Raw genomic sequence first — 20,547 nt, 5'->3', positions numbered from 1 at the left:
GTTTCTGTTGCTCACAATAACTTATCAGAAACAGGCTTTAGTAATGTCAACAATGCATCTCTAGCTTTATTACTATCTATCAGTAACTTTCTCACTGCTTGTTCATACTTTTCAATAGAAAGACACTGAGCATGCCTTGATAATAACTCCAGAAGTTCAGTCTCTCGCACTGGATATCTTGATATTAACTGTTCAATATTTCTATTTTCAATAAAATTGTTGATTAAGCTTAACTCTTCAATGTAAATTTCATTGGTTGAAAAATTTATTGAAATATCTCCTTTTAAAATTTCTTTCCAGTTTGGACTTTTTCTCGTTAAAATATCCCTTGATTTTCTTTCAACTAATCGTGCGGCCATTCTTTTACTATGCTTCTGCATAGTAGATAATACATCTTCTTCAATCTTTGATATTGTCTCTTGAACCTCAATTCCTGAGACAGATGACATCCTTTCCAAGATCATCGATACAATTTTAGGATGATAGTAGAGAGACTCTACACTGTATTGCTCTAGTGGAATTACACCATTATCAATTAACTCGTTACACTCTTTATCTGATCTATTGTCACGATCAATGATCCCATATGCTGTGATCCAGTGACTTCCTTCAGATGCACGAATACCACGTACAACTCGCTCTACATCAATACAGCTACCAAGTGGTTTTATAGTAATTTTAGGAAAAAGAATTTGATAAATTTGAATATCTAAACTGGATGCTATGCCTTCAATGAATAAGATGACCTTTCGTGAGCCTAAAATGGCTAAAGCTGTATGTTCGTCAAGACTTTCCACTTCTTCAATATAGTCAGCTTTCCAGCTTCTTGGATTATGAGAGTACTCTCTTAAGAGAAGAGCCGATGATTTTTCCTGGTCATGAGGCAACGACACATCGTGTGTTGAGATTATAAATGCACAGTCTTCACGATAAGATAAAAGCGTACTGATCATCGGAGAGACAATTGATCTGTGTAAGTGCCTTTCAGGTTCATCCAGTAGAATAAGTGTATTTGCTGGAGCTGTTAGGACATTTGCAATAATAAGAAGTGCGTTTCTCTCTCCGTCTGATAGTTCTGCAATACTATATGCTGCATATTCTTCTCGAGTTGCTATAAGTTTACTGCCTCTATCAACAGAAACCTGAAAATGTAGATTTGATATTTTTAAGATGTCATTCATCTTAACAATTGGCGAAGGATCACTTGCAAGGCGTTTAACAACTTCAAAATTTCCAGCTCTTGCCTCATCAGCAATTTTTCTTGCTTCAATATTTTCTGAGTCAATTAGGTCGAAAATGGTAGCCTGTGACCTTTGCTGAGCATAATCATCTTTCCAACGTGATTCTTCATTACTATCAATGCTTTTAATATCTTGTTCTGTTTGCTGTCTTGATGCTGGTGTAATGTCTACACTATCAGAATTAAACCAAACTTGCCTGTGAGCAGTAATTCTCCTGACTCTGCCATAATTTTGTGTTGTAAAATTATGCATTAGTGTAGATTTGCCAGTACCATTAGACCCTACAAGAAACATAATATTTCCTGAAGATATAGTTAATTCCTTATATTCTTCTTGGCTTTGGTAATGAATTTGAAAGTCTGACATATTAACTCGGTAATCTTACAATTTAAAAGGCATTATACCTGATGGCATTGAGATGGTGAATTAAGAAACATAACGCCAAATTCAGCGGCACGAGCGGAGCGAGTGTCCGCTGGAATTTTTTGTTAGAAACCTACTCGATGATCTTGCGAATTGCATCAGTAAGCCAGGTTTCTAGTTCTTTCTTTATATGTTCTGCCGCACTTGCATCTGAATTAGTTGAATTTACATTGACCCTGATATTTCTCCATTTTCCACATTTCGGGCTTGAGTGTGAATTCCAGTTTCTTCTTTGCAAAAATTCATAAGAAAAACTAAAAACAACATCTTTGTTTGAATATATTGGAATGACATATAAACAAATCGGATCAACGAGTTCTAGCTTTGGTTCAAATGAAATTTTCAGAATGCGTTTTTCTAGAGAATGACTGTATTCAAAACCATTGATATATTTTTCAGTCCTAGTCACAGTTTCCAACTTGTATTCTTTTTCATCTTGATGCCAAAGAGCCATTCTTCTTAATGAGGATAAAGTATCTTTTATTGGCTTTTCAGGTAATGCTTTATACTCTTCAACTTGATAATCTCTTGTATCATAGGTTGGATTGGCAAAATAATTATTTTCTCTATTTTTTTCAAGCCAATCTCCTAGCTTTTGTTTATTAGGTATCTGATAACACTCAATAGTGTTATCAACACTTATATCGTAAGCTTTTTTTATTTCCTCATTCCAGTTTGATAGATTTTCATTAAATGAGGATATGAATGCTGACAATTCTTCTTCGCTAAAGCAAGCTTCATGTGATTTTTTTGCCACTAAATCGAATATTGTTTGTTTGTCTTTGACGATAGTATCTGACTCAAGACTTTTTTCATTGCTTCGTTGTTCAGGTTCAGTCCCATATTCAAGACCAAATGCATCACAAATTAACTTATGAGTATTTTTCGTGATATGTCCAAACTTTTCTATATTACTAGATTGCGTAACAAATATTGGTTTGGAACTCCCTGCATTTGCAAAGTCATCAGCAACAGCGTCCATGATTTCTCTGTATCTTACTTCACCAGTCTTATCCAATAAAGCTGACAAGATGCTTTCAGTAAATCTGCTAAATTCATTTCCTGCATAAGAGGGTTCATTTTCCCTAGAGGAAAACCAAAAATATATATCATTTAACCCGTATTTTTGGGCGGATTTTTTTAAGTCAGCCTCAGCTGTTGACTCACTCTTGATGTATTGAGTTCCACTAAAGCAGGCATCTACAATCTTTACGCAAAGCTGCGGTGATAAAGTTTTGATCCATTCATCTAACTCAGAGTTTCGTAGACCAGTTGTTTCTCTCTTTCTCCTATCAAAATTGGATGGGAGATAGAAGAAGTCGTCATTAAACCGTTCTCCATGACCACTGAAATAGAAGACAAGCTCTTTTATATCTTTATCTTTATATTTCTCAACAAATTCAACAATTCTTTTCTTTATCTCTGTTCCAGGCTCATTATCGTTAACATAAACGATCTCTTCAAAGTCTTTTACATTCGATAGAACATCTTTAATAATGCTTGCATCATTTCTGCAAGCCTCAAGATTCTCAAAACTATCACTGATGTATTTTTCTACACCAATTACAATACCTAGATTCACTACTTTTCCTAATTTAATGTTAATGATGATGTTTGTTTAGGTTTCTAACAGAGGTTTATACGAACCTTGTTCGCATAACATACTATCTATTTATTAACTGTCTTTTATAAAAAATGTGGTATATCAACAAGATATGTCGCAACACTATCTTTTGATCATTTATCAACCAGTTCGCATTTCACGATTTTTTATCAAGTTCGCATAAAACAAGGCCAAGTCAACGAAAGCCTTAAAATACATAGAAAACAGAACGTTATGTGAGTTGATAAAAACATGCATAGGCGAACTCAAGTTGAAGTTCTGTCCCCTATCTATGTGATAGTTTTACCCATAAAACAGTATGCAAACGCATTTGAGGCGACTGTTCAAAAGCTCAAGGTACGCTACCGCCCGAAGGAGTGGCGCAGTCTGTTAGTGACTGGCGGAGCATGGGCCTCGGTAGCTCGAAGTTGACTAGTTGTACAAAAATTGTCGTGTATGTAACCACATTTGATAGGGCAAGGGTATTGACCTAAACGACAGTTCGAATAGGTGATTTACCCAAAGCTAGCTCGCGTACTGCTGGTCCTTTGCAACGACTCTGCGTACGACAGCCGCACAAGCCCCTCTCTTAATTCCCCCTTAATTCTTCCCCCGTATGCTCTCTGCCATACCCCGATTTTTAATCTCCCATGGGACATCACACCAGAGAGGCTCAATCACTGATGGCATGCCAACACTGCGGCTATAACAGGCTTTCACCCGTCGCCCACAAAGACGCCAAGACCGGAGAACCCCTCACGGTTGCCCTGTGTGAACAGTGCGGACTCGTTCAGCAAACCCCGCTACCCACTGCCGAGGCGCTCACGGCCTATTACGCCCACCATTATCGGGTGGATTACAAACAGGCCTACACACCCAAACCCCGGCATGTGTACCGTGCGGGGAAAATCGCGCTGCAGCGGGTCGAGTTCCTTTTGGCCGCCGGCTGCGCCGGCGGTGAACTGCTGGATATCGGCGCCGGCGGCGGCGAGTTCGTGTACCTGTCCAGCCGCGCCGGTTTCCGCGCCTGGGGCATTGAGCCCAACATCGGCTACTCGGAATACGCCGCCCGTGAATACGGCAGCCACATCGAGACCGGCGAGCTAAACGACGCCCGTGGTCAGTACGATGTCATCACCCTGTTTCATGTGCTGGAGCATTTGCGCTGCCCGAGCTCGGCCTTTGCGCGCCTGTACGCCATGCTGAACCCGGGAGGCCGGCTGTTCATCGAAGTGCCGTGGATCGAAGCGAACGATGCGTCACCGCATAACATTTTTTTCCGGGCGCACCTATTCTACTTCGGCATCGACAGCCTCGTGGCCTGCGCCAGCCCCTGGTTTGACGTGGAGCGGATCGATACCTCCGCCAACCTCCGGGTGCTGTTCCGTGCAAAAGCGACGCCCTCGGCAGGTTGGCTGCCCGGCGCGGATTCCGTCGCCCGTATGCAGGAAAGGTTGCGCTGCAAAGGCTGGCTGGAATACCTCACCAAAGGCAAAGGCCTGTGGAAACCGGTGCAAAAAGTGTTGCAAACGCTGGAGGAATCCCGGGTGAAAAACACGTCGCCCAGGGCAATACTGAGCCGCCTGCTCCTGGAACTGCACGAGCAGCGACGACCACAGAACTCGCGCACCCCGGCGGCCCTGGCTCGCACTACGGCCTACGACAACTGACGCCATCAACGACGTAAAGAATCCAGCATGAAAGTGTTATTGATTGAAGACGACATGCTCCTGGCCAAAGGGATTGAGATCGCCCTGACAAAGGAAGGCTATGCGGTGGAGCACGTCACCCACGGGTTGGACGCCCTCGCCCTGGTGCGCCAGCCGGACACCCTGCCCGATCTGGTCATCCTCGACCTCGGCTTGCCGGATATGGATGGCCTGAAACTGCTGCAATCACTCAAGAAATTGTGCAACACCTCACCATTACCCGTGTTGATTCTCACCGCCCGTGACAGTGTGCCAGACAAAGTCGCCGGGCTGGACAGCGGTGGGGACGACTACCTCACCAAGCCCTTCGAGCTGGAGGAACTGCTGGCACGACTCCGTGTACTGGAACGTCGTTTGGGTCATGCGACCAGCGCCGTCGTTGCCCTGGGGCCAGTGTCGCTGGATACCCACAGCCACAAACTCTCCCTGGCCGACGGTGATGCTATCGCCCTGCCCCGTCGGGAATTTGCCCTGCTGCGGGTATTGATGGAAAACCCCGGTCGTATTTATTCCCGGGAGCAGCTCATCAACAAGCTCTACAACTGGAATGAAGAGGTGGTCAGTAACGCGGTGGACGTGCACATCCATAACCTCCGCAAAAAAACCGGGCCGGACTTTATTCGCACCATTCGCGGTGTCGGCTGGCTGGTCGAGAAAGTGTCCGCATGAACATCTCCTCCATTCGCCGTTTTTTGCTGGTTGGCCTGCTGCTGACGCTGGTCCTCGCCGATGGCCTGATGACGCTGTGGAGTTATTACCGCAGCCGCTATGAAGCCGAAGAGCTGCAGGATGCCCAGCTGGTGCAGTATGCCCGCTCGCTCAGCCAGCTGGTGAAAACCGACACCGAGCAGGACACTGTCATCACCGTGCCGTTCAAGGCTCTGCCGGAACACTGGCAGGGGGAATCGGGTAGCCCGTGGGGGCACAAGTACGAAGCGAAACTGTTCTTCCAGATTTTCAGTGACAACCTGAAGCTGCTGGCACAGGCCGACAGCTCGCCGGACTTCGCCCTGACCTCACCGGTGGAAGGCTTCCGCACCCTGCAGACCCGTGGGCATGACTGGCGGTTGTTCACCCTCTACGAACCCGAAAGCAAACGCTGGATCATCACGGCGCAACGGGACGACATCCGCAGCGAGATGGGCCAGGTGATTGCGCTCCAGGGCACCCTGCCGTTTCTGATTATCCTGCCGGTGGCGTTTGTGCTGATCTGCTGCCTGGTCAGCAAGGGGCTGCAGCCGCTCACCCTGCTGGCCCGTGAAGTGGAACAGCGGGAAGCCAGTGACCTGCGCACAATCAAAACCGAGCAGACCGCCCGGGAACTCGTGCCGCTGACCAGCGCCATCAACCGTCTGCTCACCCGCCTTTCCGAAGCCTTTGCCCGGGAGCGCCGCTTCACCGGTGATGCCGCCCATGAGCTGCGCACGCCACTGGCCGGCATGGGCATTCACCTGCAGAACGCCTGCCACAGCCAGGGGCGGGAACAGCAGGCGGCGCTGGATATGGCCATGCAGGGTCATCGTCGTCTGGTGCATCTTGTGGAACAGCTGCTGGTGCTGGCCAAGACCACACCGGAAAGCTACCTCGCCAGTTTCCAGCCGCTGGATTTACCGGCGTTATGCCAGCGAGTGATCGCCGCCAATATCCGGTTCATGCTTGATAAACAGCAGACGATCTCGCTGGAAGAAAACGGTCCGGTCACGGTTCAGGGCGATGCGGCGGGGCTGGAAATCATGCTCAGCAACCTGGTCAGGAATGCTGCCCTGTATACGCCGGAAGGTGGCGTAATCCAGATCAGTGCCATCACTGATGCTGGCCGACCGATGCTGATCGTTGAAGATTCGGGCCCGGGCATCCCGGAACCCGAACGCGCAAGAGTATTTGACCGCTTCTACCGCACCGGTGGCGACAGACATCAGTCCGGCACTGCCGGTTCAGGGCTCGGGTTATCCATCGTCGCGCATATCATTCAGCTGCATAGTGCGGAGATCGCGTTGGGGGAGTCAGCCTACGGTGGGCTGAAGGTACAGGTGTTTTTTCAAGGCTGAGGTCATCCATCACAGGGGAGCCGGTCTAAACACGACGAATCAGTGACTACATGCTTTACTGGCTACTACATCAGCATTGGCCTCTCTATCCCTCCTGCTGTGAATAACCTTATTTACTGTATCTGGCGTTATTAAAGCGCTCATTCGTCAGGTGTATTTGGCTAATAAAAATACAAAGCCTCAGCACTTGCTGAGGCTTTGGTTAAATGAGGCTATTGAAGTATCAAGTCTGATACGTAAAAGCTTCGATTAACCTCATACAAAGTTGAATATCAGTTCTCTTCAAGCAGGTATTTTCTCCTACTCAAAGGCATTTCTTCCATGTCGTTCCAATGGCATTGATCAACAGTCGTCCTGCAGTGATGCAGCTGATGACATTCGGCAGGTCAAACGACGGCGCAAGCTCCACCAGGTCCATACCGACCAGGTCATTATGCAACGCAATAAACTGAATGATTTGCGCCACCTGTTCTTTATACAAACCGCCGGGTTGGGGGGCGAGCACACCCGGCATATGGCTGGCATCCAGGCCATCAGCATCAATGGTCAGGTAGATTTTCTGCCCTTTGGGTAGCTGCTCGCAGATCGCCTTCACACCCAGGTTATGCACATCCAGCGCCGGGATGATACGGGATCCCCACGCAACGGCATCCTCGAATTCTTCACGGCGGGCACTGCCAGTTCCGCGCATGCCGATCTGCGTCATCCCGCTGATCCAGGGCATTTCGCTAGCTCTTCTTAACGGGCTGCTATAACCGCCACGAACCCCTTCTTTGTTGTCTCGCCAGTCAAGATGGGCATCGATATGCACCACATGCACCGGCTCCCCAAACACCTGCAGTGCCTGCAGGGCTGGTGTGGTGACGCCATGGTCGCCACCCAACATCAGTATCTGGGTATTGTTACGCCAGAGTGTTTCAAATAGCTGTGTCTGGTAGTTCGCAAATTCGGGATAGGCCGCAGCGTTATTTCGACTGTCAAAATTGATATTGCCGCAATCAAACGGGCGCATGGCGGTGAGGGAAGACAACGTGGTGCCAATATCAAAATCCCACTGGCCCGGCCCGTCACAAAACTGGTACGACTGCAGGCGTATGGCGTCGGGGGCTGTCGCCTGGTCAGAAGGCACAGGGTCAGAAGGGTAAGGTTCACTTTGCTGGACACCAATCAGGGCGACATTTCCGTCCCAATGTTCCGGGTTAGTAATAACAGGCCAATCCAAAAAAGAACGGACAGGATGTGAGGTGTGAGGTAGGGATACAGGCTTGGTCATCGACGTTTCTCTGATGTCATAGCGTTTACAGCAGAGTGTATTGACCAAGACATATTAAATATAACTAAAAACCGTATAGGATCTTTAGCAAACCTAAAGCGACTATTGTTGTGGAAAATGCTTGATCGTCGAGAACTGGAAACCCTGGTCGCCATTGTCGATACCGGCAGCTTTGATGGGGCTGCCAGGAAACTGCACATTACACCGGGTGCGGTATCGCAGCGCATCAAAAGCCTAGAAAACAGCCTCGGGCAGCCGGTACTCATCCGCAGCCTGCCGCCTCGTATTACTGATATCGGCGAACAGGTGTTGCAACATGCCCGCAAAGTCATGCTGCTGCATAGTGAAATCGAACATTCACTCATCAGGAAAACACAGGCATCCGGCCATACTGTGTCCGTCGCTGTGAACCATGATTCCCTCAACTGCTGGTTTATGGATGTGATTGCCGCTGTGCAGCATGACAGCCCGATCAACATGGATGTCCGTGTTGCGGATAACAAATCAACGCTTGAGCTGTTAAGGCGGGGAGAAGTGCTGGGTGCGGTGACGTCTGTGGCTGACGCTATCCCGGGCTGTAAAAGCGACCGACTGGGGTCGTTGATTTATTATGGCGTTTGTTCCCACACATTCTTCCGGCAGCATTTTGGACAAAGCGGCATCACCGAAGAGAACATTGCAACAGCGCCTGTCATTTGTCATGACCAGTACGATGACTTGGCTGCGCGGTATTTAAAACAACTGGGCATGAACAGTGAAATGGCGCGGGTCTCGTATATCCCCAGTACTCACCTGATTATGGATGCCATCATGAACAACATGGGCTGGGCCATGATGCCCGATCTGTTTATAGAAAAGTCAGCCAGCAAGGAAACCCTCCAAATCCTGAGTCCCGGACAGGTCACCATTGACCTCTACTGGAAGCGCTGGGATCTGGAATCAGAAACCATTACCCGCCTTGAAAAGAGCCTGTTCCAGATCGCTGGGAAATGTTGCTGAAAACTTTGATGCAATCACCACCATGATACTGAGTGATCCTACACCTGATGCCTTTGTAAGAAAGCTTGCGACAAGTCAACGTAATCGAAAAGCCTGCATGTTGGAATTTCGCACTGTCATCTTTCTGCACGCAAGAGGCTTTCGATGTCAGCCAATCCCGCCATTGCCGCGAGTGATTTCACCACCGGTTCCAATGTACAGAATGCCGGACTACCTGAACGGTTGCAGCATCTGAAAGATGCCTATCTGACGGTCAAGCCCAGCATCACCATTGGCCGGGCACTGGCGTATACCGAAGTAGTCAGGGAACATGCGCATCTGCCCAAGAACATCCTCCGCGCCATGGGTTTCAAACGTGCCTGTGAAACGGCGCCCCTGCTGATTCAGAAAGATGAACTGATTGTCGGCCACCCCTGTGGCAAACCCCGTGCCGGTGCGTTTTCTCCGGATACCGCCTGGCGCTGGTTGCGTGACGAAATCGATACCATTGGCACCCGCTCACAGGACCCCTACCAGATCAGCGAAAACGACAAGGTAACGCTTCGTGATGACATCTTCCCGTTCTGGGAAGGCAAGTCACTGGATGAAGCCTGTGAAACAAAGTTTCGCGATGCCGGTCTGTGGTCGTTTTCCGCTGAGGCCTGCATCAGTGACCTCTCCTACCACCATACCAGTGGCGGCGGTGATACCAGCCCCGGATACGACATCATCCTGTTCACCAAGGGTATCAACGGCGTAAAAGCTGAGGCGCAAACCTACCTGAAACAATTAACCGACAGCGGTTCTGACGACCAGGATCGTCTTCATTACTACCAGGCTGCCATTATTACCTGCGATGGCATCCTGACGTATGCCAACCGACTCTCCGCCTATGCCCGGGAACTGGCAGAGATGGAAACGAATCCAGCTCGAAAGACCGAGCTCGAAACCATTGCCGCCATTAATGCCCGTGTACCGGCCAACCCACCACAAACATTTCACGAAGCCCTGCAGGCCATCTGGACGATCCAGTCCCTGTTCCTGATGGAAGAAAACCAGTGCAGTACGTCACTGGGACGTTTCGACCAGTATGTGTATCCCTGCTTTGCCGCGGACATGGAATCAGGCACCCTGAATCAAGACAAAGCCCTGGAGCTGATGGGCTGCTTTATTCTCAAATGCGCCGAGATGATCTGGTACACACCGGAAGCTACCGCAAAATACTTTGCCGGCTATATGCCATTTATCAATCTCTGCGTAGGCGGACAAAAACGTGAGGGAGGGGATGCCACCAATACGCTGACTTACCTGGTCATGGACGCTGTACGCAAAGTAAATGTTTACCAACCTTCACTGGCCTGCCGTATCCACAACCAGTCGCCCCTGCCGTACCTGAAAAAGATTGTCGAGGTGATCAAGGCCGGTGGCGGCATGCCCGCCTGCCATTTCGACGATGCCCATATCCGTATGATGCTACGCAAGGGTTTCGACTTTGATGACGCGCGGGATTATTGCCTGATGGGATGTGTGGAACCCCAGAAATCAGGACGTATCCATCAGTGGACGGTGGGTGGATTTACCCAGTGGCCCATTGCCATAGAGCTGGTGTTGAATCGCGGCGTAATGGTTTCACACGGTACACAACAGGGATTGGATACCGGTGAACTGGAACAGTTCACCACCTACGAGCAGTTTGATGCCGCCGTTAAACAACAGCTGGCCCACATCATTGAACTGACGGCCAGGGGAACCGTCATCAACCAGAAGCTGGTGCGAGACACCATGCCTACGCCGTATATGTCGCTGTTCGTCGATGGCTGCATGCAAAGCGGCAGGGATGTCACCGCCGGCGGTGCTGTTCTTTATGAAGGACCCGGCACCATCTTTGCCGGCCTGGGTACCTATGCCGACAGTATGGCGGCTATCAGGAAACGGGTGTTTGATGAGAAGAAGTACACACTCACCGAACTCAAACAGGCACTGGCAGCGAATTGGGAAGGATTTGAACACATACACCGGGATTGTCTGAATGCCCCCAAATTCGGTAACGATGACGACTACGCAGACAAGATCACGGCAGACATCGTCGATTTCACCGAAAAGACCATGAACCAGCACCGCTCCCTGTATGCCCGGATGATTCACGGTACGCTGTCACAGTCGTTCAATACCCCGCTGGGCGAGATGGTCGGTGCAACCCCCAATGGCCGTTTGGCTGGCGCACCGTTGTCTGATGGCATGAGTCCATCCCAGGGCGCAGACCGGCTGGGTCCAACCGCAATCATCAAGTCCGTCAGCAAGATCAATGTGGAGTCCATGAGCCTGGGGATGGCCCACAACTTCAAGCTGGTTAAAGGTTCACTGGAAACTCCGGAGGGTGAAGCGGGCATTATCAACCTGCTGCGAACGGCCTCCATCATGGGCAACGGGCAGATGCAGTTTAACTACCTCGACGATGAACTGCTGCGCGAAGCCCAAAAGCACCCCGAGGCCCACCGCGGACTGATGGTGCGTGTGGCAGGTTACAGCGCCTTTTTTGTCGAACTGTGCAAAGAGGTACAGGATGAAATCATCAGCCGCACGATGCTGGACAACAGCCGGTAAGCGAACACTTACATTCTTCTATCACACACTGTTTGCGGCTCATTGAGCCGCACACAGACATAGTGCTGATGTAAAACTCTCACTGCGGTGTTTCTGCCTATTCAGTATCCCATCAGCCATTAAAATCTTAGGGAAATAATCTGATCAATGTGATTCTATGCCTGGGATACTAACAGAATTGTTAGTGATCAAAAGGGAGAGAATGAGAATACTTTTGCGTTTTAATTCAAGCTGAGTATTTCATATAACCGTGATTTAAGGATGAAAACACGCTCTCACGCTTATAGCGTTCCTAATGTCTTGAAAATGAAGCACGAGCCACAAGCAACACTGCTGCCACCGGTTTTAACACATAATAAAAGCATCAAAAAAAACGATTATAGACGCCAACCTCCACCGACCCTCATCAAAGAAAGGGGTTTGAATACAACACATCAAGCGCCTTTATTCACACGATCCCCAAAACAGGCACCCTCAGCCACCCACTTTACGAAACCCCAAAAGCGCTACGCCAGGGGCATACCTGACGGTAACTATTCATCTAAAAAAAAGCTGGAACACATTCCGCCCAAAAGAATACCGCGAGTGATAGGCAATGGTCTGTATTGCGCGGAGAGCAAGATCAGGTTGGCCGGCGAAGCGCTGTATTCAAGGGTGAATATCGAGAAGGGTTACCTGATAACAGAGTATGACGGAGTAAAACGCCTGCTATCCCCGAAAGACAAAGAATACTACAAGAGCCACTTTCAAGAGGCCACCCACTTTGCCAGCATCGATAGCATGACCGTTATAGATGGCTACAAGAAAGTCTCTAAAGGCATGCATGCGGGCAGCAAGGCAAATGACAGTACATTCCGCAGGCTACTCCCAGCCGACAAACGTCAGGCACTTGAAACCAATGCAAAAATTGTCAGGCGCTTCGGCAAAATATATTTAGAGGCTACAACGGCGATTAAACCTTATCAGGAAATCTATTGGGAATACGGCGTAACCAGTTATATTGAGCCTGCAGAACAACAGGGCGTCATGCCAACACGGGAAGTGGTAGCTAAAGAGTATTTGAAACAGCTTTTTTGCCAGATCTGCGGGATAGCATTTAAAACGCGAAGCCATCTCAGGCAGCATCAGGCAGTTCACATAACCACAAAGGATTTTGAATGTGACCTGTGCGAAAAGGCATATTCAAGAAAGTCATGCCTAAATCGACATATGACAACCAAACACTCGAGAAGAGGAAAGTCAAAACAGAGGGCATATCAATCAAATACGTCATCTAAGCGCCCTGAACAGACTCCGGCGTTCTCCTGTGATTTTTGTCATCAGAAATTTCGCTATGGTGGAAATCTGCAAAAACATTTATTACTTCATGCAGGTATCAAAAAATATGCATGTAAAGGATGTGGCAGGCAGTTCAGCCAAAGCAGTAACAAAAATCGACATCAGATGACATGTAAAAAAATAGATGCCGCTAACCGTAAACGTAATCTGAAAAAATGTATCTACTGCCCATTCAAAACATTGCAGAAGAGTAATCTGGAAAGGCATTTAGTCAATTACCATAACCTGCAAGGCAATCATGCATGTTCTCAGTGTGATAAAAGCTTTACCAGCCCTTCCGCTCTGGCTGTACACACCTGGAGTCATGATGGGAAACGCCCTTTCCACTGCTCCCGATGTGGTAAATCGTTTGCCCAGAGTCAGGGGTTGAACAGGCATATAAAACGTCTGCATACCAGGGAACGCCCCCACCGATGTAACAAGTGCTCAAAAAGGTTCGTCTGTTATTCTGACCTGCAACAACATCTGCGAACTGTCCACAAGTTTCCACATAAAAAATGCCATAAGGCGGCTTAATAAAAAATTAACCGTGCATCATTACATCCTGTGCCTTGCTCAGCCCATTGTCAGATAATCGACAACTGGCAGATCCTTTTCTTTTTCCAGGCATCATAGTTTTAGCAGGTTCCGCCGCTGCCGTGGGTGGCATGAAATATGAATTACACCAGCAGAAAAATGATTGATCAACGTCTCAAGGAGATGGAGCAGCTGAATATTCGGCGCACATCAAAAGAATGCCTGTCTTACCTTTACTACGCGGACACGGTATAGGAACCCTGAACACCAAAAACAATCTCACAGAACTTTTTCGCTATAAGAGTGTCTATATATTCACATGGTTATTTCTTAAATAATCTGCAAGCTTAGCCTGAATTAAGCCAAAAATTATTTAAATATTATTAAGTTAACACATTATGAAATGCAGCCCTCAGAGCGTAAAAATTGGTGACACTCAAATTCCATCAATAGAACAACGTCAAAAGACCACTTGGCAAAGCTGTCTTGCCTGGCTTATTCGAATCTGGAATTGTCTCTGCCCCTGTTGCCGGATAGGAGACAGGAATACCAAGCCTGTGCCATCGCCCATAACAGAAAATGTCACTACGCCTGATATTTCTCAGGAATTGCAAATCGCTCAAGCGATCATAGATGGAAATTATAATATTGTTTATCAGATCCTCAGGCAGCGTTTAGATAATGGGGAAATTTCCCCATTATCGGACAACCTTGAAGGTCGTGCGCTACAAGGTGATTGGCAACTGGTAAGAACATTGGCCAAACAACGACTACAATTAGCCGGTAATATGCCTAATATTTCTCAAGAGTCGCAGCCGCTCAAGCGAGCGTAGATGGAAATCATAATATTGCTAGTTCAGACCATCAGGCAGCGTGTAGATAATGGGAAAATTTCCCTGTTTTCGGACAATCTTGAAGATCGTGCGCTACAAGGTGACTGGGAAATGGCAAGAGACTGGCCAAACAACGGCTATGATTAGTCACTTACCATCAATACTCCCTTTAACTCTCATGCCTATATCGTCCAATAATTCAACAAATAGTACATCAGCTCTTAGCAGAGCTATTGGCAGGGCTGAGAGACCCTATATCAGTGGTACCGATCTGACACTCACAGTGACAGGCAAAGCCTCAGCGTTATGTGTCTTCATTCCGTCTTAAGGCGTGAATCAACTTCAGCAAAAATACGCCCACGTTTATATTTATCACCTGGCAAGGCTGAATACTTCACGGGCAAGGCACGCTATACGTCCACAGTCCTATGATATTACTGTTTCAACAGGAAGCATCCACGAACCGGATACCGCTGGAACATTTGGAAGGGAAAGGTAACCCTCAACATTGGCGGCAGACAGTCCACCAGAGGGACAGAAGAAAACCTGTGGAAACGGTCCACCCAGCGCCATCAGAACGGCCACACCACCAGAGGCTTCTGCCGGAAAAAACTTAAGGCATTCATAGCCATATGCCAGCGCAACCATAATTTCACTGGCGGAAGCGACACCGGGAATCAATGGAATCGTATGGCTTCGGGCATGCGCTAACAGTGATTCGGTTAGCCCGGGAGACACCGTGAACTGGGCGCCCGCCTTCACCGCCTGATCATAGTCCGCAGTATTTAGCACGGTACCGGCGCCCACCAGCACCCCAGGAAATAGGCGACGCAGTTCAGTAATGGCATCCAGCGCGGCAGGAGTACGAAGGGTGACTTCAAGAACAGCATACCCGCCTTCAATTAATGCACGTCCAATGGACACCGCCTGCTCAACGCTATCCACCACCAGCACCGGCAGGACAGGATGGATGGCCAGTATCTCGGCCGGTTCAAGCGCCCATTGATTCATTACCGTCCCCCCTCTTACAACGTATCGAGATTCTCAAGGCACCATTCTGCCCTGTCCAGCACCGCGCGCTGTTCTTCGCTGCTTCGTTTGTCCCAGCCTTTATACACAACACCGGTGCGATGGTTAACAGCCAACTGGTCACGGTGCCTGAGCATAAAATGCCAGTAGAGGCTGTTCAGCGGGCAGGCGTTCTCCGTTGTTTTTTCTTTCACGCTGTAATGGCAGTCACGGCAGTAGTCGCTCATCTTGTTGATGTAATTGCCGCTGGCCGCATAAGGTTTTGACGCCACCAGCCCGCCGTCGCCAAACTGGCTCATACCCCGGGTGTTGGGCAGTTCCACCCACTCAATGGCATCCAGGTAAATCCCCAGGTACCAGTCATCGACCTGGCCTGGCTCAATCCCGGCAAGTAAACAGAAGTTGCCGGTCACCATCAGTCGCTGAATATGGTGGGCATAGGCGAAATCCAGGGACTGGCTGATGGCCTGCTGCAAACAACGCATTCGGGTTTCGCCGGTCCAGAAAAACGCAGGCAATGTTTGCCGGGCCTTAAAATGGTTCATCGTCCGGTATTCCGGCATATTGGCCCAGTACATGCCCCGCACAAATTCACGCCACCCCAGTATCTGCCGGACAAAACCTTCCACCTGGGCAATGGAGATAGTGTCAGGCGACGCGTGCCAGGCAGCAATGGCCGCGTCAATCACCTGTTTCGGATGCAGCATCTTGGTATTGAGCGCAAACGACAGCCGTGAATGATACAGACTCCAGCGATGTTCACTGTCAGCAGTCATAGCATCCTGAAAACGCCCAAACGACGGCAGGCAATATCGACAGAAATGCTTGAGTACCTGTAAGGATTGCCTGCGGGTAACGGGCCATATCAAGGGATCGATCGGTACACCGAAATGTGCCACCCGGTGACGCTCAATGCGCTGCAGAATAGCCGTAACCGGGTTGGCGAAAAGAATCGGTTCAGGAATCGTGGCAAGGTCCGATTTTTTCAGGGATTGCCGGTTATCACTGTCAAAATTCCACTGCCCGCCTGCAGGCTGTTCGCCCTCCATCAGGATATCGAATCGCTTGCGCATCTTGCGGTAAAACGCTTCCATCCTTACCGCTTTGCCGGGCGTAAAACAGGATTCCAGTTCATCAAACGGCAGCATGAAATGTTCTGACTCATACCGGCTGATGGTAATCCCTGCCCCCAGGGACAGCTGTGATAGCTGTTGCTGGAGCCGGTACTCATCAGGCTGCTGATATTCAAATTCAGTGATGCCGTATTTTTCCGTCACATGCTTCAGCAGTGCCGGCAAATCGTTAAATGACGCGGTATCGTCCAGCGTCAGGTGCTGCACATGGTGGCCGGATTGTTTCAAGGCACCCGCAAACGATGCCATGGCCGAAAAAAACGCACAGAGCTTCTGGATATGATGGCGAACGTAATCTGTTTCCCGGGGCAATTCGGCGATCAGGTAAAGACAGCCGTCATCCTTTTTCCGGAACCAGCGGTGTGCGGCATTAAGCTGATCCCCCAGGATCAGGCGAAGGCGCTGGTACTTTTTCATGACTTCCCTACCCGGTTACGGTTGCGACGACAACGCTCAGAGCAATACCTGACCTGCTGCCAGCATCGGGCCCATTTCTTTCGCCAGGTGAAGGGGCGCTGGCATACGGCGCAGATTTTTACATCATGGGTTTTGTTATGGGGTTCTGACTGGCTGGCCACCAGGGGCATCCTGATTATCCACGTCAATCCATACAGCATAACGGCTAAACGGGATTGAGTAGAAGCAACCCGTCGTTTTCATCGGAAGCGGCCATGTTTGTCATCCGCACCGTTTTTCATCAAATACGACAGACATGATCACAATACGGCCTGAAAAACAGGGTTCATCACCCTGGCACAGGACAAACACTGTTCAATGAGGCGTTTTCAGTATCCCTGGTTTCCCGCCAATTTTTGAGTGTCAATCGCACTGAAACATTGGATCATGTGCCCAACGCGTATGGACAGGTCTTCGAGTCTCCATCAGCTGCAGGGATGCCTGGCGCTCAAAACAGCGTCAGTTCAACGACACAAGGTAATTTCATGACCACCCACTTGCCAAAAGCGACCATCATTCGTTATCCCGAAGGGGGGACCAGCGGTACGGGAACCGTAGTGAAAACCGTCCCCCTGAACGACAATCGTAGTGCGATCCTGGTGGACAACACCCCCTTCCACCCCGTCGACTACCAGTGGCCGGACCAGCCCGCCGACCACGGCGAGATACACTGCGATGGTATGGTTTACCCTGTCGTATCCTGCCTCACTGGCGCCATTAACCTGGAAGATGACACGCTTTATCTGGATACCGATATCCCGGTCAAAAAAGGTGCTGACGACTGGTGTTTTGTAGTCGCGCATGTGATTGACGGCACACCGGATCTGACTGGCAAAACGGTTCATCTTCAGGTGGATGCGTCCTACCGACATGCCCTGGATTGCGGTCACAGCGCCTGCCATATCGCCGCCCTGGCGTTGAACCGTGCCCTGCAGGGTTACTGGCGAAAAGACCCGGGACGGCACGACGCCCTGGGGCAGATTGATTTTGATCAGCAGGCCATCACACAGTCGTCCATCGGTGAGTACCAGAGCACTGACCGTTATCGCTGCGGCAAATCACTGAAGAAAAAAGGCCTCAATGCCGCAGATGTGTTCACGGATTTAAACGACATTGAGCAAGCGGTTAACCGACAGCTGGCTACCTGGCTTGAAGAAGGTGGTGAGATCCATGTGCGTTGTGAAGGACAAACGCTGACCGACCGCCGATATTGGGAGTGCCAGCTCGACCAGGAAAACAAGGTGATCATTCCCTGCGGCGGCAGTCATGCGGATACGCTGGGAGCACTTGGCAAAATCACTGTGTCAATGCACGCGCTGGATGAACAAACGTTTGAAGTTATCACCCGCTGCCAGCCATAAGTCAAACAGCGCTATCTCATAATGGGTATGGGCACTGGCGATGTGGGCGGCATCCGCCAGTGCCGGATTTTGGATTCTCGTGGTATCACTGGCAAATATCACGATCTTTTCACCACACCTGACGCCAACGGATCTGCCGGGCACAAGACCCATCCGGCGCCAAACGGAAATAGTCGTGATTTAACGCATGGCATTAACGTCCCATCAGGCATACCATGTCGCAATTTTTTTTGAGCCACTGACCGGACCCCTGCCGTGACTATCGACCTTCTGGCGCTCCTCAACCAGAGTTCTGAGCTACTTCTGTTTGTTATCCTGGGTATTGGTTTGCTGATTGGCAAACTGTCGATTGGCACTTTCAAGCTCGGGGCGACGATCGGGGTGCTGGCAACGGCGCTGGCGTTCGGAGAGATGGGGTTCTACCTGCCACCCGGCATAGAAAGTGTCGGTTTCATGGTCTTTATCTTCTGTGTCGGGATTGAAGCCGGACCCCATTTTTTCAGCGTCTTTCTGCGGGACGGCAAGTACTATGCGTCACTGGCCCTGTTCCTCACCGGCACCGCTTTCGGCCTGACACTGCTGATGTCGCAACTGTTTGATTTTGACAAAGGTCTCACCGCCGGCCTGCTCGCCGGTTCACTGACGTCTACCCCTGCCCTCGTCGGTGCACAGGAAGCCCTGAAAAGCCTCAGTAATCCAGACGTGGTCAGTCATCTCAGCACACTGCAGGACAACATGAGCATCGGCTATGCCCTTACCTACCTGGTCGGTCTGGTCGGTTTGATGCTGGTTGTCAGGTACCTGCCACGCATCGCCCGTGTCGATCTGCCCGATGCCGCCAGCACGATCGCCCGCGAACGGGGAATAGACGACAGCGAAAATCAGAAAACCTATCTGCCTATCATCCGTGCTTACCGGGTCAGCAAAGACCTGGCGGCCTCCTTTGCCGGCCAGAACCTGCGTGAGGTTGGCATCTACCGGCGCACCGGTTGCTATATCGAAAGAATCCGGCGCAAAGGCATCCTGGCCGAACCGGCCGGCGACGCCATGCTGCAAAAAGGTGATGAAATCGCCCTGCTGGGTTACCCGGACAGCCATGCACTGCTCGACCCGCTGTTTCGTGAAGGTAACGAGGTCTTTGACCGGGACCTGCTCGACATGCAGATTGTCACCGAGGATATCGTGGTCAAGAACGACCAGCTGGTCGGCAAACACCTCAGTGACCTGAACCTGACCGAGGCCGGCTGCTTTCTGAACCGGATTACCCGTTCCCAGATAGAGATGCCGGCCGAGCGGGATATTCTGCTGAACAAAGGGGATGTCCTGCGCGTCAGTGGTGAAAAACGACGGGTGGCCGCCCAGGCCGACAAGATTGGTTTTGTCAGTATTCACAGTCGTGTGACTGACCTGGTCGCCTTTTCAACATTCCTGGCCATCGGCCTGCTGATCGGGCAAATCACACTACGCTTCAACAACTATGACTTTACGATCGGTAATGCCACCGGCCTGCTGATTTCCGGCATCATGATGGGCTATCTCCGCGCCATGCACCCGACGATTGGCCACGTACCGGAGGCCGCGTTGCGTCTGTTAAAAGACCTCGGGTTGCTGGTTTTTATGGTCGGCATTGGTTTGAATGCGGGACGGGGTATCCTGGAATACATGGCCCAGGTGGGGCCAATGATCATTGCATCCGGCCTGGTGGTCAGCACGGTGCCTGTGATTTTGTCGTATATCTTTGGCCGTTATGTTCTGAACATGAACCCCGCCCTGCTGCTCGGCGCCATTACCGGCGCTCGCACCTGCGCACCGGCTATGGAGACAGTCAACGATATGTCCCGCAGCTCCATTCCTTCACTGGGCTATGTGGGCACCTACGCACTGGCTAACGTGTTGTTCACCGTGGCAGGTTCGCTGATTGCCACGCTGTTCTGATAACGCGTCAGACGCCTGTCGTTGACCCTGGTGGTATTGAGCCGATGTGACCGGGATTGTCGGCACG

Annotated in this window: 16 protein-coding genes; 9 read left to right on the top strand and 7 right to left on the bottom strand. The window is 49.9% G+C overall.

The features are described from left to right. Positions 1–11: 11 nt before the first annotated feature. The gene (locus tag AC27K1_RS02235) at positions 12–1,607 is read right to left on the bottom strand and encodes an AAA family ATPase (RefSeq protein WP_487147979.1); all 1,596 of its coding nucleotides are present in this window, start codon (positions 1,605–1,607) and stop codon (positions 12–14) included. Positions 1,608–1,737: 130 nt separating this feature from the next. After that, positions 1,738–3,246, bottom strand: coding sequence for a caspase family protein (locus tag AC27K1_RS02230; protein WP_487147977.1), 1,509 nt, complete (start codon positions 3,244–3,246; stop codon positions 1,738–1,740). A gap of 704 nt (positions 3,247–3,950) precedes the next feature. Here AC27K1_RS02230 and AC27K1_RS02225 point away from each other — a divergent pair. Genes AC27K1_RS02225 through AC27K1_RS02215 form a run of 3 tightly spaced genes read left to right on the top strand, consistent with a single transcriptional unit; the run spans position 3,951 to position 7,024 of the window. Next, entirely contained in the window at positions 3,951–4,937 is a 987-nt protein-coding gene (locus AC27K1_RS02225) for a methyltransferase domain-containing protein (protein WP_487147976.1), read from the top strand. Between the two features lie 27 nt (positions 4,938–4,964). After that, positions 4,965–5,645, top strand: a complete 681-nt coding sequence (locus AC27K1_RS02220; protein ID WP_487147974.1) for a response regulator — start codon at positions 4,965–4,967, stop codon at positions 5,643–5,645. Next, the gene (locus AC27K1_RS02215) at positions 5,642–7,024 is read left to right on the top strand and encodes an ATP-binding protein (RefSeq protein WP_487147972.1); all 1,383 of its coding nucleotides are present in this window, start codon (positions 5,642–5,644) and stop codon (positions 7,022–7,024) included. The genes AC27K1_RS02220 and AC27K1_RS02215 overlap by 4 nt, the downstream gene beginning before the upstream one ends. A 304-nt stretch (positions 7,025–7,328) precedes the next feature. Here AC27K1_RS02215 and AC27K1_RS02210 read toward each other — a convergent pair whose 3' ends face one another. Continuing rightward, positions 7,329–8,297 carry an arginase family protein gene (locus AC27K1_RS02210; RefSeq protein ID WP_487147971.1) on the bottom strand — a complete coding sequence of 323 codons (969 nt, stop codon included), beginning with the start codon at positions 8,295–8,297 and terminating at the stop codon, positions 7,329–7,331. A gap of 117 nt (positions 8,298–8,414) precedes the next feature. Between AC27K1_RS02210 and AC27K1_RS02205 the strand changes: the two genes are divergently transcribed. The 4 genes from AC27K1_RS02205 (at position 8,415) to AC27K1_RS02190 (ending at position 14,566) form a co-directional block, all read left to right on the top strand. Then, the gene (locus AC27K1_RS02205; RefSeq protein ID WP_487147969.1) at positions 8,415–9,296 is read left to right on the top strand and encodes an ArgP/LysG family DNA-binding transcriptional regulator; all 882 of its coding nucleotides are present in this window, start codon (positions 8,415–8,417) and stop codon (positions 9,294–9,296) included. 144 nt (positions 9,297–9,440) lie between these two features. Continuing rightward, positions 9,441–11,879: a choline trimethylamine-lyase gene (gene cutC / locus AC27K1_RS02200; protein ID WP_487147967.1), complete on the top strand. Its 2,439-nt coding sequence runs from the start codon at positions 9,441–9,443 to the stop codon at positions 11,877–11,879. A 261-nt stretch (positions 11,880–12,140) separates the two neighbouring features. Then, positions 12,141–13,733, top strand: a complete 1,593-nt coding sequence (locus AC27K1_RS02195; protein ID WP_487147965.1) for a C2H2-type zinc finger protein — start codon at positions 12,141–12,143, stop codon at positions 13,731–13,733. 557 nt (positions 13,734–14,290) lie between these two features. Then, positions 14,291–14,566, top strand: a complete 276-nt coding sequence (locus AC27K1_RS02190) for a hypothetical protein (RefSeq protein WP_487147963.1) — start codon at positions 14,291–14,293, stop codon at positions 14,564–14,566. 426 nt (positions 14,567–14,992) lie between these two features. On the opposite strand, the gene eda is transcribed toward AC27K1_RS02190, so the two are convergent. From eda to AC27K1_RS02175, 3 genes are read right to left on the bottom strand one after another with little or no spacing between them, the layout of a single operon-like run. Next, a complete protein-coding gene (gene eda / locus AC27K1_RS02185) occupies positions 14,993–15,577 on the bottom strand; it encodes a bifunctional 4-hydroxy-2-oxoglutarate aldolase/2-dehydro-3-deoxy-phosphogluconate aldolase (RefSeq protein WP_487147961.1) in 585 nt (194 codons plus the stop codon). Positions 15,578–15,591: 14 nt separating this feature from the next. Continuing rightward, positions 15,592–17,145 (bottom strand): cryptochrome/photolyase family protein, encoded by a 1,554-nt coding sequence (locus tag AC27K1_RS02180; protein WP_487147960.1) that lies wholly within the window; start codon positions 17,143–17,145, stop codon positions 15,592–15,594. After that, a complete protein-coding gene (locus AC27K1_RS02175) occupies positions 17,142–17,315 on the bottom strand; it encodes a DUF2256 domain-containing protein (RefSeq protein WP_487147958.1) in 174 nt (57 codons plus the stop codon). The genes AC27K1_RS02180 and AC27K1_RS02175 overlap by 4 nt, the downstream gene beginning before the upstream one ends. A 354-nt stretch (positions 17,316–17,669) precedes the next feature. Between AC27K1_RS02175 and AC27K1_RS02170 the strand changes: the two genes are divergently transcribed. Next, on the top strand, positions 17,670–18,545 hold the full coding sequence (locus AC27K1_RS02170; protein ID WP_487147957.1) for an alanyl-tRNA editing protein: 876 nt from the start codon (positions 17,670–17,672) through the stop codon (positions 18,543–18,545). On the opposite strand, the gene AC27K1_RS02165 is transcribed toward AC27K1_RS02170, so the two are convergent. Continuing rightward, positions 18,489–18,689 (bottom strand): hypothetical protein, encoded by a 201-nt coding sequence (locus AC27K1_RS02165; RefSeq protein WP_487147955.1) that lies wholly within the window; start codon positions 18,687–18,689, stop codon positions 18,489–18,491. The two genes, AC27K1_RS02170 and AC27K1_RS02165, sit on opposite strands and share 57 nt — an antisense overlap. A gap of 111 nt (positions 18,690–18,800) precedes the next feature. Here AC27K1_RS02165 and AC27K1_RS02160 point away from each other — a divergent pair, with 111 nt between their 5' ends. Then, positions 18,801–20,480 (top strand): aspartate:alanine antiporter, encoded by a 1,680-nt coding sequence (locus AC27K1_RS02160; protein ID WP_487147953.1) that lies wholly within the window; start codon positions 18,801–18,803, stop codon positions 20,478–20,480. Positions 20,481–20,547 lie beyond the last annotated feature (67 nt).

This window comes from Kistimonas ophiarachnellae (assembly GCF_057552235.1).
This window is presented reverse-complemented; position numbering and strand designations above follow the sequence as displayed.